The following is a 16,332-nucleotide window of genomic DNA, read 5'->3' on the forward strand; positions in this document are numbered from 1 at the left end:
AGCACGGCAGGACTCCCCGATCAGCCCCGATACGCCTGTGCCACACGTTCCAGCGACAACAAACGCGGCACTACGTCACATACCGCCCTCTGAAGGCTCAACCGCTCGACGTTGATCGCGAGTGCGGTCAGGACGTGCTGGACGTGCGTCTTGGCCAGGCCGCGGTAGCGGCACCGGCGTCCTCGGTGGCGGTCCACGAACTCCTCGATGGTGCCCTCGGCCCCGGAGCGCAGCCCGTAGAGCCTGCGCCAGTCCGTATCCTGCTGGTCAGCCCGATTCTTGGCCTGAAGTTCGTGCAGGCGGTGGGTCGGGAAGTACAGGCTGCGAAACGGGCCCGGGGTGCACGCGACCCGTTGCGGGCAGCGGCCGCACTGGCGGGCATCGAACTTGACCACCACCGAGGTCGACTCCGCCACCGGCAGATCCCGCCAGTTGCCGCTGACCTGCCCGTTGGGGCAAGTGGCCTCGCGTCGGTCGAAGTCGATGACGAAGTTTTCCCGGCCGAAGCCGTCCTTGGCCCGGTGCTGCGAGCTGGTGCTGGGCCGAAGCGGCCCGAACAGGGTGACGCGGTGCAGGCGGGCGGCGGCCTCCATGCCGGCCACGGAGGTGTGGCCGCCGTCAAACAGGTGCTTGCCCGGGCAGCAGGCGCAGCCGCCTGAGGCGGGCATGGATGCCGGGTAGCGCCTGACTGTCCGCGCTGGAGACGACTGTGGCCACGTCGGCGATGACGTTGACTCGCTTGTCGTCGCAGCTCTCGGTCACGTGCACGAGGTAGCCGGTCCAGCGAGTGTCGCCGCGCCCAGCGTGCCTCGGTCTAGTACGGCGACTCGATCTGTACCCGGGAGGGCGGCTGGCCGTCGCGCTCGGTACGGGGTCGGAATCGTCCGCGCCTGTCCATCAGGAAGTACTGCACCAGGATCGTGCGCAGCACCCGGAAGCAGTTCGCGGGCGTCGGCACCCACCTGCTCCAGTCGGGCGATGGGGTGGCTGGTCTGGGAGCACAGGCGCACCGGCCCCCGTATCGTTCCGCCCACTCGACGGTGACCAGCTCATCCAGCAGTTCCGGCGCGGCTCGGGCCACGTCCTCCAGGACGGCGCGGACCGCCTCGGTCACCAGTTCCAGGCGGGTCAACTCCCGTGCGGCGGACAGGATATGGGTGGAGTCGGTGCGCTGCTTGCCGCGCCCCTTGAGCAGGCCAGCCCACCGGATCCGTGTGAGCGCGAGGCCCAGCAGCCGGTCGGCGCGGTCGCCCTCGGCGAGCCGGTCACGGAAGTCGGACAGGACGCCGTGGTGGAAGCCGGGGCCTCCCGGCCTTCAGGCCCTGATTGACGCGATTGGCAACGGACACGGCATTGACCTCTATTGCCGGATTAACGAACTACCAGTAGGCACCGGGGCCGTTCACGGCCGACCGTCCCCGTCCTGAGTGAAACGTGGGGATTTACCCCGCTTGAAGATGTGACTGAATGAGTCAACCCCTCAGGTCGGCAGATGTACTGAGAGTGAGCACCCGCCCCGGACGCGTCGGGCTTGTCGCCCCGTCAGGCGGAGCGCGGCGTCCGGGAAGTCGGTCAGCGGAATCCCACGCCGAGCGTCATTGCTTGCCGTGCTCGACTCCTGTGAACGTAAACAGAAAGTAGCTGTCATCCTGGCCAGAAAACGCTCCCTTGCTTCGCTGAGCTCTTGCTGCGCTCTGAAGATCCATGTGAACGTGCACAGAGAAAGATCACGAAGAACCGAGGAGGTGCCCGTGACCAGTGCAAATCCCGGAGAACGGGCGCCTACGATCCACGACGTGGCACGTGTGGACGGCGTCTCGCACGCGACCGTCTTCCGTGTACTCAACGAAGCCCGGCATGTCAGACCCGCCGCACGACGGGCCGTGGAGGATGCGATTCGCGCCACGGGTTATGTGCTGAACCGGCAGGCGCGCAGTCTGGCCATGCGGCGGACCGACACGGTCACGGCTGTGATCGTCGAGTCGTGCGGACCGCGCCCGACATGGCCCGGCCCCCTCCCCATCCTCCGGGGCTGCGCCCGCGTGCTGACCCGGCACGGCACGTCGATGGAGATGCTCTTCGTCGACGTGGAGGTACAAAAGACGGAACGGCACCGGCTGGACCGTCACCTCGGGGAACGCCGAGTCACAGGGCTGCTGCTGGTTCCGCGCTGCCGCGACGCGGTCCCGGCCAGGCTGGTCGATCCAGTCGGTCTTCCGATGGCCGCATACGGCACGCCCTCGCCCGCGGGCCGGCAGGTGGCGCATCCGTGGGTCGACAGTCGCGTGACCGCCTACACGGTGACTCGTGGACTGCACAGGTCCGGCCGGCGTCGCATCGCCGTGATCACCGACTCGCCGGACGCCCCCGATGAGCGGGAGCGTCTGGAAGGTCACCGAGCAGCCCTGACCGACCTCGGCGTCCCTGACGAGGCCCTTCTGGTCGAGCACGGCACTCACTCCGGGCCGGGCGGGCGGGAGGCGATGCGGAGACTGCTGGGGCGCGACAGGGCCGTGGACGCCGCCGTCGTGACCTCCGAGCGCATGACCGCGGCGCCGTCGAGGCCTTGTGCGCGAGGGACGGGACCGGTTCCCGTGAGGTGGCCGTCGGCGCGTTCGAGGACCTTGGTCTTATCGCGCATGGCCCGCTCACGGACGCCCGACCGCCCTGGAACCGCATAAGGGAGGAGATGGCGCGCCTCCTGCTCGCCATGATGGCCGGGCAAAGGCCCTCGTCGGTCCTCCTGCCCTGCCGGCTTGAGGACCGCTTGGCCGCTCCGTGCGAGCGCGGCGCCAGCGACCCCCGCCGCGCTGAACGCCGTTCACCGGGCCGATGATCCGCCGCCGGGAAGCGAAACCGTCCCAGCCCGAGACCTCGAATGCCTGACTTCCTGCCCACGAACCGAGCCATGCGCAGTAGGAAGGGAAAATCAGTGACGACTCATCAACATCACTCAGTCATGTGGACTGTTCTCAGCAACGCACTGTTCCAAGGGAGCGTGGCTCCACAGTGCGATCGGGCATCGGTCGAGCAACTGACCTCACTGGGGCTGCTCCGCAGGACATCGGGGGACGTCGTTCCGGCCCTCGACCGGGTCGCCCACTACGCGGTCGCAGGAGCGCTTGGCCGAGAACTCGAAGGCCGCATCGTGGAACTCCTGTCGGTGGTCCGATCGCGGCCCCAGTGCCCCGACTCCGCCCCGAAGGGGCCGGTTCCCATGTCCCGGGACGACGTGCACGACAAGTGGGTCACCCCCCATACCGTTAGCCACGCCATCGCTCACGCGCGCAGCGAGGTGCTGATCGCCCTGCCCGGCTCCTCCTTTCCCCGGGAGTCCCTCCAGGACCTCACCGATACGGTCCGCGCGGCGCTGGCACGCAACGCCGCCGTGGAGATCATCTGCCAGCATCCGACCCGGTTCAACGAACCGGTCAAGCACTTCGTGCGGGAAGTCGGCGCCGCAGGCGGACAGGTCAGAACACTCGAGGAGTTCTTCAGGCAACTCGTCGTGGTGGACCGGGCTGTGGCGTTCGTCTCGATGCTGGATCCGGACACGAAGGGTGCGGTGATCCGGGACCCCGTCGTCGTCGGGTTCCTGGTGGACCTGTACGAGCGTCACTGGACGCGGGCGGTCGACCATCCCTTCCAGCCGACCCATGCCGCTCGGGCCGTCGGGGAAGTGGGCCTTCCGCTGCGGGAGGCGCTCATAAGAATGCTGGTCAGCGGACACCCGGACAAACAGATAGCCAGGAGGCTCGGGTTGTCGCTGCGGAGCACCGCGGAACACGTGGCCCGTCTCAAGTCGGAACTCGGCGCCAAGAACCGCACCGAGATGGGGTACCTCCTGGCCAAGCGGGAGCTTGCCGGCGGCATGGTCGGGCCGTCTGTGGCCGTCTCCGCCTGACGTGGCCGTCCGGCCTCTCGGTGCCGGAGGCCGGACCCTGGCCGTCAGTTCCTGCTCGTGACGCGTAGGAAGTACCCGTCCGGGTCGTGGAGGCGGAAATCCGTGAGACCCCAGGGCCGTTGCTGAAGCGGGTCGGCAACGGGCCAGTCCGCTTCCGTCACCCGGGCGTGGTCGGCGAGGACGTCGTCGACCTCCAGCACGATCTCGACCCCGGTGGGTACCGTGCGGGCGCCCTGATCGACGGCCTTCCACGGTCGTACCGCGCCGATACGGACGCCGTCCCGGGTCACGGCCACGTAGGGCCAGTCGGTGCTGCGACGGTCGTCTGTGACGGCGAAGCCGAGCACACGGGTGTAGAAGTCCGCGAAATGGTCGAGGTCGTCGACGAACAACTCGATCCGAAGCGCTGCCGGCACGGAGTACGTCTCCCTTCACACGCGGCCCGCCGGTTCGGAAGGAACCGTGCGGGCCGCTCTTCGAACGTACGGTGGGAGCTACGCCGGTACGGCGTAGACGGAACCATCGTAGGAGGACGCCAAGAAGCGCCCGCCATGGGTGTCGTAGTGCATGGACGAGATGCCGGCGGTGGTGGGCTTGTCCATGTGCGTCCACTCGCCTGACTCGGTGCTGTACACCGCGACCATGCCCGCGTAGGAGCCGGTGGCCACCAGGGTCCCATCGGGAGAGGCTGCGACGCACTTGATCGAGTGGTCGTGTGGGGTCGGAATCACGGTGGCCTCCGCGCCCTGCCACAGGCGTAGTTGGAGGTCACGGCTCACGCTGACGAACCGTGCGCCGGGCAGCGGGGCGCAGCCATTGGCGATGCGGTGGTGCGCCTCCTCCAGCCGGGCTGTCTCCTTGAGCGTCTGCGCGTTGAACCAGCTGGCGGCGGCGTCCGCGCAGACTGCGAAGATCACGCCGTCCGAGACACTGACGCCCTTGACCGCGTTGGCGTGCAGGTCGAGTGTGGTCACGTGGTCGAAGGCCCCGCCGTCGCGCACGGCGAAGACCAGGCCCTCGCCGGTGTACGCCCCGAAGACGACGTGGGGAACACCGTCGCGGGAGAAGGCCGCGGCACAGTTCAGGGGCGACCGGTGCTGGTGGAGCACCTCACCGGTGTCCGCGTCGAAGATCCGGCCGAGCTGACCGCCGGTCAGCATCCGGCCCCCGGCCTCGACGAGGAAGTTGCACAGGCTACCCGGGCGCGCGTGGGGCTCGCCGTCCACCGACACCACGCCCGAGTCGCCCACCGTGTACGTCCCGCCGCCCGCGACCGTGGCGACCGCGTTGACGCACGGCGTGTCCTGGATACCGCTGACGTCCCAGCGGGCCGACGCGATGTCGTACGTCGCGTAGGTCGAACCGAACGTGGCGAAGGCCAGGGTGTGTTCGTCGACGAACGCGCAGGACCTGGCCCAGATCTCCGCCGGGAACTCTGCGGTGTGCAGCAGGGTCAGGCCGCCCGCCGTGCTCCAGACGCGCAGGGAGCGGTCGTAGCTCAGGCTCACGAGGCTCTCCGTGGCGGCGTTGTACACCAGGCGTTTGATGCCGGCCTCGTGCGCGGGCGTGAACTCCCGGTTCTCGCCCTCGATCCGGATGATGGCGCCATCGTCGTTGCCGGCGAAGACCACACCGCTGCTCGTAATGGCGATGGTGTCGGTCTCCACACCTTCGAGGTCGATGTTCTCGACCAGCTTGCCCGACTTCAGCGACCAGCGCTTGATCGTTCCGTCGTCACTGGAGGAGACGACCTCCCCGCTCTGCGGCAGCCACTCGACGGAGATCACGTCCGCGGTGTGCCCCTCGAAGTGCTGCACCAGCTCGCCCGAGAAGTCGAAGACCCGCACCACATGGTCACGGGAGGCGGTCGCGACCAGCGGCCGCTCTGGGTGGAAGACCGACATCTCCACGTCGTCCTTGTGCTCCGACAGGACGGTGAGGAGCTTCAGGTCCGGCACCGACCACAGGCGGGCCGTGTAGTCGCTGGACGACGTGATCAGGTGCCGTCCGTCGGGGCTGAAGGCCACCTGGTTGGCGAGGTGGTCGTGGACGGACTGGGCGAGCGGCGTGTGCCGGGCGGCATCCCAGAGGATCACGCGGTTGTCGTATCCCGCAGTGGCGACATGACGGCCGCCGAAGGCGGCGACGCCGCTGATGGGTCCACGGTGTCGTATCACTGGGCTCCTTCTTTCACATGAGGTGGGCCGAGCAGGGGGAGAGGGAGGATCAAGGTTTCGTCGCCTTTGCCACGTTCCAGTCACACAGGACGACCCTGGCTTCGGCCGCCCACCAGTCGGGCTGCGTCCGCAGCGTCACCGGCCGCAGTTCGATCCCGAGCGTGTCGGGGTCGATACGGCCGTCGCGGGCCAGCACGTGGTCGAGGTACCGGGATGCCTCCTCGGCGAGCGACGACGTCACGTCCGTCCAGGCGCCGCTCGTGTGCATCTCGACCCGGCGCCGCAGGTCGTCAAGGACCGGTGGACGCCACTTGAAGTGGTGGACAGGAATGATGCGGCCCTGCGCGAAGGGGATTCTGATCGCGGGCGAGTAGTGGCTGCCCAGGGCGAGTTCCACGTCCGACCGCACCAGAATGATCTTCCGAGGGTTGCCCTGAGTGAGGTTGGCGGTGATGAAGCCGCCCAGCGGGTAGCGGATGTCGAGGTCGGTCACCTCGGTGTCACCGTCGAGTCCGCCGTCGGCGGCGACCCGGTCGAGCAGCAAGCCCCGGACGTAGGGGTGCCCCGAGGCATCGGCCTCGGCGATGAGGTCCTCGATCGGCAAAGGGTAGGCGTGGAACTCGTCCGAGTCCGCGATGGCGTGCCAGCCCTCGCCGGCGGCGACCCGCAGTCTGTCACGCAGTTCACCGTGCAGGTGCTCGTGCCACGGACCGGTGCTGACGACGGTGGGCTCGCCGACCAAGTCGCGCCAGGTTCCGAGCGTCCGTTCGCGTTCCGCGTCGGGCACATGGTCCGGAAAGTGGAAAGCGGCGAAGAACTCGGTGATGCCGACCCTTCGGTAGTGGCGGACGAAGTTGTGGAGCAGGTTGTCCTCCACAGCCCCGATCACCGCGATCAGGGGAACGCTCATGTCCTCTCCTCTCGGAATGCGCCCACGGGGGCGAACCTGTCGGTCCTGCCGATCGGTTTGTCCGGTTCCCAGGTGAGCAGTTGCGGCAGTACGGCCGCCGGCCTGCCGTCGTCGCGGACGATGCCCGGCGCGACCGGATGGTGAATGTGGAGCAGCGGGTCGTCGAAATAGCGGAAGGCCGTGACCCGTTGCAGCCGGAGCACGAAGTCCAGGTCCTCGCCGCCCCAGCCCTCGTACCGTTCGTCGAATCCGTGGATCTCCTCGTAGACGTCCCGCCGCAGCCAGGCGCACATGCCGGACGCGCGGTGCACCAGGAATCCCCGGACGTATGCGAGGTCGACGTCCCCGGCTCGCTCGACCGTCCGCCGGGCCACCGCCCGCCGGCTCGATTCCCGGTCCAGGTACAGCAGGTCGGTGAAGGGCAGGAAAGCACCCACCGCGGGAGCCAGGAACCTCGCCACGTTTCGCCGGACGAAATCCCGGTCGACCAGTGCGTCGGCGTCGAGGACGCACACAAAGGGCGTACGGGAACGGCAGTTGACGACTCCCACGTTGAGTCCCCACGACCGGTTGAAATCGCCGCTCTTGTATGCGTGGACGTACTCGTCGGTGAATTCCTCCAGCCGGCTGCGCCACCGTGGTTCTACGTCGCACTCGACAACCGTCACGATGTAGCGCTCGCCCGGAGTCGACTGGTCCCGCAGGGCCCGCAGACAACTCAGCAGGTTTTCCAGACGTTCCCCCGAGGCACTGGAGTCCCGGAAAGGAATGACCACCTGCGCGATCGGCACGGAGCCGGGGATGTTCTCGTCGGACGGCTCGGCCACATCGATGTCCACGGGTGGGAATTCCTGACCGGCGTGTTCCCCCAGGTGGTAGCCGATACGTGATTTCGCGTTGACCATGCCGAGGGTCCGCGTCAGACGGTCCGAGAACTCGGGGCTCTCCCCGAGGACCCCGGCCACGGCCGACACCAGCGCCTCGTACCGTGCCGTGTCCGCGTGCGATCGGTGCAACGCCCCGACCATCTCGCCCAATTGTCCGTCGCCGTGTTCGGCAAGGATGGCCAGCACGGCCATCAGCAGCGGCCTGGCGCGATGCATGTAGAACGGGTTGGCGTCGTGCGCTGTCGGATCCGCCGAGATCACGACACAGTCGGCGGCACGGCGGGCGACATCGGGGTGACTCGGCCCCCATTCCTTCGTCATGGCGGAGTCCTCTCTGTCAGCCGGCCGCGGAGACCTGTTCCGGTGCCGCGTCGTCCAGGGAAAGGGCATGGCCCATCCGGAAGCGTTTCGTCTGGAGATAGCCGAGGTTGTCGGGCGAGACGAAGACACTGGTGCCCACCCGGTCCACGACCCTGATCCCGGAAATATTCAGTCCGTACACTTTCTCCGGATTGTTGGTCACCAGCCGGATGTCCCGGTACCCGAGTGCGGTGAGCATGTCGGCCGCCACGTCGTACCGGCGACCGTCGGCGGGAAATCCGAGGCGTGTGTTGGCATCGACCGTGTCGGCTCCGGCGTCCTGGAGAGAATACGCGTCGATCTTGTTGTAGAGCCCGATGCCACGTCCCTCCTGGCGGAGGTACAGCAGAATTCCGCCCTTCTCCTCCATGAGCTTCGTCGTCTCGGTCAGCTGGTTTCCGCAGTCGCAACGCGCTGACTGGAAGACGTCGCCGGTCAGGCATTCGGAATGTATCCGGACCAATGGCGTCGCCGTCTCGGACTTCCATACGAGAGCGATGTGCTCCCGGTTGTCGCGCAGACCGTCGAACGTGACCAGCTCGGCCGTACGAGAACCCGTCGAACCGTGCCTCGGAAGAACGATCCGCTGACGTACGGTAGTGCGTTCCTCGTCTCCATCGAATTCATCGGTCCCTGGATTTTCCATGTGCCGCCCCTGTCCGCATCCGTAAAATCACGCCGGTCTGAAATCTGATATCGATCATGCAGGACGGGGATCTTTCCGGGATCCCTCATCATCGTGCAGTGCACATTCACGCGGGAGTTCATCGAGAAGGGACGAGAAGGGAGTGGATGAATCACCGTGTGACCAGATGCAGATTGGCGCGCATCGCCTCGGCCACCAGTTCCGGAATCTCGGCCACGGCCACTCCCGCCGCCTCCAACACCCCGATGCCGTCGGCGCCCGGCACGAACGTGTCCGGCTCCCGCCATGCGGTCACCACACGCCGTATCCCCCACCGCACGATCAGCCGCGCACAGGGCGTCGGCCGTGAGGCCCGGGCGGCGCAGGGCTCCAGACTGCTGTAGACGGTGGCGTCGGCGAGCCTCGGATCCGCGGGATCGAGCTTGGCGAGCGCCGCTTCCTCGGCGCGGACGAGCGGATCACCGCTCTCTCGGGAGTGCCCGCGGGCGAGTTCCGTGCCGTCGGCGGCCACCACCAGTGCGCCCACACTGAACGCCGTGGCGGACGGGGGACACGAGGCGGCGAGCGCACAGGCCGTGGCCAGCCACTTCTGGTCGGCGGCGTTCGGCACGGTCCCGCTGCCGGGCGCCGTCGGCGCACTGCCGGTCGGCCCTGTTCGGCGCGGTGCTTCCCGGGCGCTCACCGGTCTCCCGCACCGTGCCAGGACCGCCAGAGGGCCGCGTACGAACCGTTCGCGGCCGTCAGGCGACGGTGGTCGCCCAGTTCGGTAATGCGGCCGCCCTCGATCACGGCGATCAGATCCGCGTCGTGGGCGGTGTTCAGCCGATGCGCGATGGAGATGACGGTTCTGCCCTTGAGCACGCGGGCGAGCGACTGCTCCAGATGACGCGCGGCACCGGGATCCAGAAGGGACGTCGCCTCGTCCAGCACCAGCACGTGCGGGTCCGCCAGAATCAGCCGGGCCAGCGCGATCTGCTGGGCCTGGGCCGGGGTGAGCGGCATGCCGCCCTGGCCCACCTCGGTGTCCAGGACGTGGGGCAGCCCGCGGATCCACGCGGCCGCCTGGATTTGCTCCAGCGCCGCGAACAGTTCGGCGTCCTCGGCTGTGGGGCGGGCCAGCAGCAGGTTGTCCCGAACGGTGCCGGAGAACACGTGGTGCTCCTGGTTGACCAGCATGATGTGCCTGCGCAGCATCCTGGTCGAAAGGCGCCTCAATTCCGTCCCGCCCAGGGTGATCCGCCCCTCGCGGGGCGCGTGGATCCCGGCGAGCAGCCGGCCCAGGGTCGACTTGCCCGCACCCGACGGCCCCACCAGCGCCAGCCGTGTGCCGGACGGTACCCGCAGGGCTATGTCATGCAGTACGTCGCTGCCGTCCTGGTAGCCGAAACGGACCCTGTCCGCGTCCAGCAGTCGGCCTTCGGGGACCGCGGCGTCCGGAATCCGCTCGGCAGGAATGTCCCGCACCCCGAGGAGCCGGGAGAGCGCGGTCTGTGCGACCTGGAGGTCGGTGTACCAGCGCAGGATCTGGCCGAGCGGCTGCACAAGCATCTGCGTGAGCAGGACCCCGGTGGTCACCGACCCCACGTCCAGCCGGTTCGACAGGACCGCGACGCCCCCGGTCACCAGGACCAGCACCAGCAACGTCGCGTGGGCGCTGTTGACCACAACGTAAAGCACGGTGCGCAGCCGCATGGTAAACCGCTGCCGACTCACCCACGCGCGGATGCGGTCGTCCGACCGCGCGACGCGCGCGGGCCCGATCCGGTGGGCCTCGACCGTCCGTGCCGCGTCGATCGACTCGGCGAGGGCGGAGCAGATCGCCGTGTACGAGGCGGATTCCGCACGGTAGGCGGACGGTGCCGAGCGGCCGTACCACCGGCAGGTCAGCAGCAGCGGCGGGAGGACGACCAGCACGGGAAGGGCGAGCAGCGGTGCGGTCAGGACCAGGCCGCCGATCAGGGTGCCGATCCACACCACGGAGATGATCAGCTGGGGGACGGCCTCCCGGACGGCGTTGGAGAGCCGGTCGATGTCCGTGGTGATACGGGACAGCAACTCACCGGTGCCACCGCCCTCCAGCACGGCCGGCGGCAGCTCGACGCTCCGCTGGAGGAAGTCCTCCCGCAGGTCAGCCAGCATCCGTTCGCCGAGCACCGCCGAGTCCGTCCGCACCTGCCAGGTGCACAGCGCCTGCACACCCACGGCGACGAGGAACGCCGTGAGGACCGGAGCCAACGACGTACCGGAACCCTTCGGCGACAGGTCCCGCACCACGTCGCCGAGCAGGAACGGTCCCGCCAGCGACGCGCACACCGCCACGGCGTTCATGAGGATCAACCGTGCGAAGGTGCCTCGGTGCCGGACGGTCTGCTCGCGGAAGAAGGCGCGGGTGGCCACCGTGGAGGCGACGGGAAGTCCGGTCCGGGACGGCTCTGTCCTGGCCGTGCGGGAAGAGGTCGCGTCGGTGAACGTCGTGTCGGCAGTAGTCATGTCGGCTGCCCGCTCTGTGCGCCGCGGACGACCAGCGCCGCGTATTCCGGTTCCGTGTGGACGAGGTGCCGGTGCGGACCGCTCGCCCTCACCCGGTCCCCGGACACGAACAGCACTTGGTCCGCCTGGTCGAGAAGCAGCGGGCTGAACGTGAGGACGACGGTGGTGCGCCCTGCCCTGATCTTCGTCAGGGCCTCCGCGATGCGCGCCTCGGTGTAGGAGTCCACGGCGCTCGTCGGTTCGTCCAGGATCAGTACGTCGGGGTCCGTGACGAGTGACCGGGCGAGCGCCAGTCGCTGCCGCTGGCCACCGGAGACGGATCTGCCGCGTTCGGTGATGTGGACGGCAAGGGGGTCCTCTGGAGGCCGCGGTGAAGTGAGGGAGAGGGATGTCAGTACGTCGTCGCACTGAGCGGCGGCCAGCGCCTCGGCTGCCGCCACGCGGCCCGATCGGGGAACGTCGAGAAGTTCGCGAACCGTCCCCGACAACAGCACCGGGTCCTTCGTCTGCACGAGCACCATTGCGCGTACGGCGGCCGCCGGCAGCGAGTCGAGGGCAACGCCCCCCAGCAGCGCGGAGGGAACGTCGTCCTCGTCCCATGGACCATATCCGCCGAGCCGTTCGACGAGCCGCGTCGCCGTTTTCGGTTCGTCGCACACGACAGCGGTGAGCCGCCCGACCGGTACCAGCATTCCTGTCGCCGGATCGTGGAGATCACCAGTCACTCGGCCGTCATGGGGCACGTGGTCCCGTTCCTCGCGACGCAGCGACAGGAGGTGGACCGCGCGCCGTGCGGCAGGCCGGGAGACGGACCACGCGGCAGCCATCTCCTCGAACTGCGCGAGCGGTGTCATCAGAAAGGCGACCAGGCCGTAGCACATGACGAGGTCGCCCACGGACAGTCGGTGGCCCTGGAGCAGGGCCGTGCCGCACCAGAGTGCCGTCGCCATGAACAGCCCCCGCATCAGCACTTGCTGACCCACAATCACCGACGACAGACGGGCGCTGCGCACGGCGGCCCGGCGGACCGACTGCGAGGCCTGACGGTACTTGGCCAGATAGAGGCCCTCGCCGCCGACGCCCCGCAGCACGCGCAGTCCCGCGACGATGTCGGTGGCCAGCTGGATGGCCCGGCCGCCCCTGACCCGCTGCTCGACGGCCCGCCGGGTGGCGGCCGGCAGCAGCGGCAACGAGGAGGCGGCGAGCAGCGGGACACTCGCCGTCACCACCAGCCCCAGCACGGGTTCGGTCGCGAACAGGAGTGCAGCCACCCCGACACAGGCCGCGCACGCAGCCCCGAACCGGGCTGTGACCTCGACGAACCAGCTGATCTTCTCGACGTCGCTGGTTCCGATGGCGACCACTTCGCCCGTGGCGAGCTGCCGTTCGAGCCGGGAGCCCAACTCTGCGACCTTGCGGGACAGAAGCTGCTGGAGCCGGGCGGCCGCGGTGATCCAGTTGCTAACGGCTGCCCGGCCGAACATGACGTCGCTCAGTACGGCGAGCGCACTGAGGAGCACCATCCAGGCCACCGCCGTCGCGAGGCCGCTCCGGGACTTCTCGACGAGCGCCTGCACCGCATGGCCCGAGGCCACGGCGAGCCCTCCACTCGACGCCATCGCGGAGAACCCCCAGCCCGCGGCTGCGAGTTGCCCTCGGCGCTGACTTCGCTGGAGCCAGAACAGCAGGCGCAGGTCCGACCGAGTGTCGGGGGTACCGGGGTCTGCGTACGGGAGACCGCTGAGCGGGCCGCCTCTAGACCGCGTCGACATGGCGGGCGTGGGTGTCGTACCAGCCGGGGACAGGGCGAGGGACGTCGAAGCCGCACCGCTCCAGAAGCGCGCTCGCGTTCCTCAGGAGCCAGCGTCCGAAGTCGTGGCTTCCCAGGAACGAGTAGTCGCCCAACAGACGGTATCCCCGGAAGATACGGCGGTATTGACGGAGCACCTCGTCCCGGGTCCTCCACTCGCCGGGTAGGTCCTTTCCGAAAAGACCGGACGACCCAAGCTGGATCGCATGACCGCTGTATTCTCCCTCGCGTGCCGGACGGGGCTCGCGTTGCCGGTGGACGCTGCCCTGCTGTACGGCCTGGAAAGATCGGTAGCCGAGTCCGGCAAGTGCGTCCAGTTCCGCTTCCAGTGCCGGGAACGACTGTTTCTCCGACTCGATCGAGACATATGCCGGGCGCTGTTCGAACTGCGCCAGGGTGTTCAGACAGTCCAGGTCGACACCCTCGATGTCGATCTTCATGTAGTGCGGCATCCCGAACTTGCGGATCTGCTCGGCCAGGTCGACCGCGTCGACCTCGACCTCCTCGATCCGGCTGAAGCCAAGGACCTGATTTCGAAGTGTCCACTCCTCCAGGACGGTTCCCCAGTCGGGATTTCCCAGATTCCGGTAGAACCGGACCTTTCCGTCCGCCGAGGCACGCAACGATTCCGGCACGATCGCACCTTCGACGAGATGCAGCCGCCCGCTTCTGATCTCTTTGTCGAATCGCAGGTGGGCCTGCTGGATCAGTGCGGGATCGGCCTCGAACGCGACGACCTGGAATCCCTTGGCCAGGTAGAGCGCCGAATCCTCGCCATCCTTCATGCCGATGTCAAACACCAGGTTCATCGCCTCAGGATGCAGTCCGGATATCGGCCTGAGACCCCCCATGATCATGTGCTGCGCAAACATGCGGGATGCCGGTCATTCCATGAGGCCCGCCTGGAAGACGAAGGACACCAGGACGAGCACCCGCGTCCTTTTGGAGCGGCGCACCGCCAAGGGAGAAGGGAAGCGCGAGGTTGCGCTGCCTGAAACGCTACGCAGCCCGCGAGGTTTACGCCCTGATACGCGCCGAAATAGTCACATGCCGCCAGCGGCCTCATGATCCGGCGACCCTCACGACCGCAGCTTGACGAACATAGGGGCATCAAGCACAAACACCACGGCCTGCTCGTGATCGCGCTCCCCGACGACAAGGGCCGACTGCTCTGGGGCCCGGCGGCCCGGCCCGGACGCATCCCGGAGATCACCGCCTGCCGTCACGACCGGCTCACCGCCAGGCTGCGGGCGGCCGGCCTCGGAGCCATCGCCGACTTGGGATTCAGCGGACTCGACGACAGCAGTCTTGACGCCGACCCGGCAGTGATCACCGGTTGCAGGGCCGCCCGGAACCGGCCACTGACGCGAGGGCAGAAGCTGTCCACAAGGCCCTTGCCTCAGTACGGGCGCCGGTCGAACACGGCTTCGCCCACCTGAAGAACTGGCGCGTCCTCGGCACGGTACACACCGACCCGACGTGGGCGACCGCACTGATGAGGGCTCTGCTGGTCCTGACCAACCGCGAAGTCTCCCGGTGACCGACGATCTTCGCCGAAGTCATCCGCCCGCGACCAGCACAGGCATCCCCGAACTCACACCAGCGTCGCATCGCATGCCCAGGCGCTGCGGGCGGGTGCTGACGGCATGCTGCTCACCTTCACCCGCGCCGGCGCGAAGTCCGGCAGTGGCCGGGGGCGGGTGGTCATCGACTATGCGTCGCTGGCCAAGGCGTACGGCGGTGGCTTCCGTTCACGGCTGCGGTCTACCAGGTTGCGGCCGCTTCCTCACGGCGGGTCTGGGCAGCGTGCCCGTGGCACGCCCGTGCGCCCCGCCGCTGGCACGTGCCCGGCGTCGGCTGGGAAGCGGACCGCTGCGCCACTTGTTCTCGATCCTGGCGGGACCAGTGAATGATCACCGCCAGTCCTGCGCCTTCTACCAGGGCCTGCGTCTGGTCGCCGTCGACGGCACCACTCTGTCCGCTCCCGACGAGGAAGCGGTGCCTGGCACTTTCGCAAGCACATCTGCAGGGTCCGTGCGTTCGGCTATCCGTTGGTGCGCCTGGTGGCCCTCGTGGAGTGCGGCACACGGGCTCTGGTGGACGCGGTCTTCGGACCCGATGACGTCGGCGAACTCACCTACGCGCGCCGCCTGCTGGGACACCTGGACGCATCGATGCTTCTGCTGGGCGACGCCTACTACGACGCGTTCGACTTCCTTGAGGCAGTGCAGGACACCGGGGCCCGTTTCGTGCTGCGCTCGACCCGCAAGCGGCGCCCGACCGTGCGCCGCCCGCTGCCCGACGGCTCCTACCTCACCGCGGTCCTGCCGCGCCGCCACCGTGCCAGGGCGAGCGGGCAGCGGGTGGAGGTGCGGGTGGTCGAGGCGTGGCTCACCGTCGTCCTCGCCGACGGCACCAGGCGCACGGAGCTGTGGCGGCTGCTGACCAATCTTCTGGATGCCGACAGCCACCCCGCAGACGACCCGCTGCGGCTCTACCACCGCCGCTGGCAGGCGGAGACCTGCTATTTCTCGCTGAAGTCCACGATCTTGGACGAGCGAGTGCTGCGTTCACGCAGTGTCCCCGGTCTCGAGCAGGAGATCTTCGCACTGCTGACGGTCTACCAGGCGCTGGTCCGCATGGCTGGCGATGTCACGACGGCCACGCCGGGACTGTCCGTTCAGCGAGTGAGCTTCACCGTTCTCTTCCAGGCCGCCGCGGACCAGATCATCGTCGCCCCGGGGCCGGCCCGGGGCAGTACGACGTCGTTGATCGGCGCCATCGGCCGGGCCGTGCTGGCCAACCTCCTGCCCGAACAGCGCCGCCAGCGTCTGAAGGCCCGCTACCGCAAGACATCCAGCAAGTACCAGTTCCAGCGGGACCAACATCCGCGCACCGTGCAGGCATACACACTGGACTTCAAGATGGTCAAGGACGGAGACATTGACGCCGGGCCCGACGGCTAATGCGAGGGCGTTGCCACGGAGTGGTGTAACTGGGCAGTGTGAGCTGCCCCGAGTTTCGTAGAGTCCGGTGATCTTGTTTCAGGCGGACTGCGGGGTTTGCTCCTGGCTTCGCCAGAAGGCTTCCTCGTACTCGGCGGGCGGTACGTAGTCGAGGGCGGAGTGGAGGCGTTCTTCGTTGTACC

Annotated in this window: 14 protein-coding genes and 1 pseudogene; 4 read left to right on the forward strand and 11 right to left on the reverse strand. The window is 68.2% G+C overall.

Annotation, left to right across the window (positions count from 1 at the left end; translation table 11 throughout):
• Nucleotides 1-20: 20 nt before the first annotated feature.
• Nucleotides 21-668, reverse strand: coding sequence for a transposase (locus ACLZN2_RS49175; protein ID WP_416986605.1), 648 nt, complete (start codon nt 666-668; stop codon nt 21-23).
• 146 nt (nt 669-814) lie between these two features.
• Nucleotides 815-1,132, reverse strand: coding sequence for a hypothetical protein (locus tag ACLZN2_RS49180; RefSeq protein WP_416986606.1), 318 nt, complete (start codon nt 1,130-1,132; stop codon nt 815-817).
• Between the two features lie 664 nt (nt 1,133-1,796).
• On the opposite strand from ACLZN2_RS49180, the gene ACLZN2_RS49185 reads away from it, so the two are divergent.
• A complete protein-coding gene (locus tag ACLZN2_RS49185; protein ID WP_416986607.1) occupies nt 1,797-2,681 on the forward strand; it encodes a LacI family DNA-binding transcriptional regulator in 885 nt (294 codons plus the stop codon).
• A gap of 536 nt (nt 2,682-3,217) precedes the next feature.
• On the forward strand, nt 3,218-3,904 hold the full coding sequence (locus ACLZN2_RS49190; protein ID WP_416986609.1) for a LuxR C-terminal-related transcriptional regulator: 687 nt from the start codon (nt 3,218-3,220) through the stop codon (nt 3,902-3,904).
• 44 nt (nt 3,905-3,948) lie between these two features.
• Here ACLZN2_RS49190 and ACLZN2_RS49195 read toward each other — a convergent pair whose 3' ends face one another.
• The 9 genes and pseudogenes from ACLZN2_RS49195 to ACLZN2_RS49235 all read right to left on the reverse strand — a co-directional run bounded on the left by ACLZN2_RS49195 (nt 3,949) and on the right by ACLZN2_RS49235 (nt 13,993).
• Entirely contained in the window at nt 3,949-4,320 is a 372-nt protein-coding gene (locus tag ACLZN2_RS49195; protein WP_416986611.1) for a VOC family protein, read from the reverse strand.
• Between the two features lie 78 nt (nt 4,321-4,398).
• Nucleotides 4,399-6,081, reverse strand: a complete 1,683-nt coding sequence (locus ACLZN2_RS49200) for a WD40 repeat domain-containing protein (RefSeq protein ID WP_416986612.1) — start codon at nt 6,079-6,081, stop codon at nt 4,399-4,401.
• A 49-nt stretch (nt 6,082-6,130) separates the two neighbouring features.
• Nucleotides 6,131-6,991, reverse strand: a complete 861-nt coding sequence (locus ACLZN2_RS49205; protein WP_416986614.1) for a hypothetical protein — start codon at nt 6,989-6,991, stop codon at nt 6,131-6,133.
• Entirely contained in the window at nt 6,988-8,199 is a 1,212-nt protein-coding gene (locus tag ACLZN2_RS49210) for a glycosyltransferase (RefSeq protein WP_416986615.1), read from the reverse strand. Before ACLZN2_RS49210 ends, ACLZN2_RS49205 begins: the two co-directional genes overlap by 4 nt.
• 16 nt (nt 8,200-8,215) lie before the next feature.
• Complete coding sequence (gene ribA / locus ACLZN2_RS49215; protein ID WP_416986617.1) at nt 8,216-8,884, reverse strand: GTP cyclohydrolase II; 669 nt, start codon at nt 8,882-8,884, stop codon at nt 8,216-8,218.
• A gap of 151 nt (nt 8,885-9,035) precedes the next feature.
• A pseudogene (locus ACLZN2_RS49220) lies at nt 9,036-9,518 on the reverse strand (5-amino-6-(5-phosphoribosylamino)uracil reductase); the annotation flags it as partial.
• 44 nt (nt 9,519-9,562) lie between these two features.
• Nucleotides 9,563-11,374 carry an ABC transporter ATP-binding protein gene (locus ACLZN2_RS49225; protein ID WP_416986618.1) on the reverse strand — a complete coding sequence of 604 codons (1,812 nt, stop codon included), beginning with the start codon at nt 11,372-11,374 and terminating at the stop codon, nt 9,563-9,565.
• Nucleotides 11,371-12,993 (reverse strand): ABC transporter transmembrane domain-containing protein, encoded by a 1,623-nt coding sequence (locus ACLZN2_RS49230; RefSeq protein ID WP_416986619.1) that lies wholly within the window; start codon nt 12,991-12,993, stop codon nt 11,371-11,373. The genes ACLZN2_RS49225 and ACLZN2_RS49230 overlap by 4 nt, the downstream gene beginning before the upstream one ends.
• A gap of 136 nt (nt 12,994-13,129) precedes the next feature.
• Nucleotides 13,130-13,993: an FkbM family methyltransferase gene (locus tag ACLZN2_RS49235; RefSeq protein ID WP_416986620.1), complete on the reverse strand. Its 864-nt coding sequence runs from the start codon at nt 13,991-13,993 to the stop codon at nt 13,130-13,132.
• A gap of 327 nt (nt 13,994-14,320) precedes the next feature.
• Between ACLZN2_RS49235 and ACLZN2_RS49240 the strand changes: the two genes are divergently transcribed.
• The gene (locus ACLZN2_RS49240) at nt 14,321-14,623 is read left to right on the forward strand and encodes a hypothetical protein (protein ID WP_416986622.1); all 303 of its coding nucleotides are present in this window, start codon (nt 14,321-14,323) and stop codon (nt 14,621-14,623) included.
• A 615-nt stretch (nt 14,624-15,238) separates the two neighbouring features.
• Entirely contained in the window at nt 15,239-16,150 is a 912-nt protein-coding gene (locus tag ACLZN2_RS49245; RefSeq protein ID WP_416986624.1) for a transposase, read from the forward strand.
• Nucleotides 16,151-16,332 lie beyond the last annotated feature (182 nt).

Origin of the sequence: Streptomyces sp. T028, assembly GCF_048159505.1 — a bacterium.
Taxonomy (GTDB): Bacteria; Actinomycetota; Actinomycetes; order Streptomycetales; family Streptomycetaceae; genus Streptomyces.

Excerpts from the sequence above, each read along its gene's own strand:
- ACLZN2_RS49190 (WP_416986609.1), top strand. The coding sequence starts at position 3,218 with ATGTCCCGGGACGACGTGCACGACAAGTGGGTCACCCCCCATACCGTT.
- ACLZN2_RS49175 (WP_416986605.1), bottom strand. The coding sequence starts at position 668 with ATGCCCGCCTCAGGCGGCTGCGCCTGCTGCCCGGGCAAGCACCTGTTT.
- ACLZN2_RS49225 (WP_416986618.1), bottom strand. The coding sequence starts at position 11,374 with ATGACTACTGCCGACACGACGTTCACCGACGCGACCTCTTCCCGCACG.
- ribA (WP_416986617.1), bottom strand. The coding sequence starts at position 8,884 with ATGGAAAATCCAGGGACCGATGAATTCGATGGAGACGAGGAACGCACT.
- ACLZN2_RS49230 (WP_416986619.1), bottom strand. The coding sequence starts at position 12,993 with ATGGCGTCGAGTGGAGGGCTCGCCGTGGCCTCGGGCCATGCGGTGCAG.
- ACLZN2_RS49235 (WP_416986620.1), bottom strand. The coding sequence starts at position 13,993 with ATGAACCTGGTGTTTGACATCGGCATGAAGGATGGCGAGGATTCGGCG.
- ACLZN2_RS49210 (WP_416986615.1), bottom strand. The coding sequence starts at position 8,199 with ATGACGAAGGAATGGGGGCCGAGTCACCCCGATGTCGCCCGCCGTGCC.
- ACLZN2_RS49205 (WP_416986614.1), bottom strand. The coding sequence starts at position 6,991 with ATGAGCGTTCCCCTGATCGCGGTGATCGGGGCTGTGGAGGACAACCTG.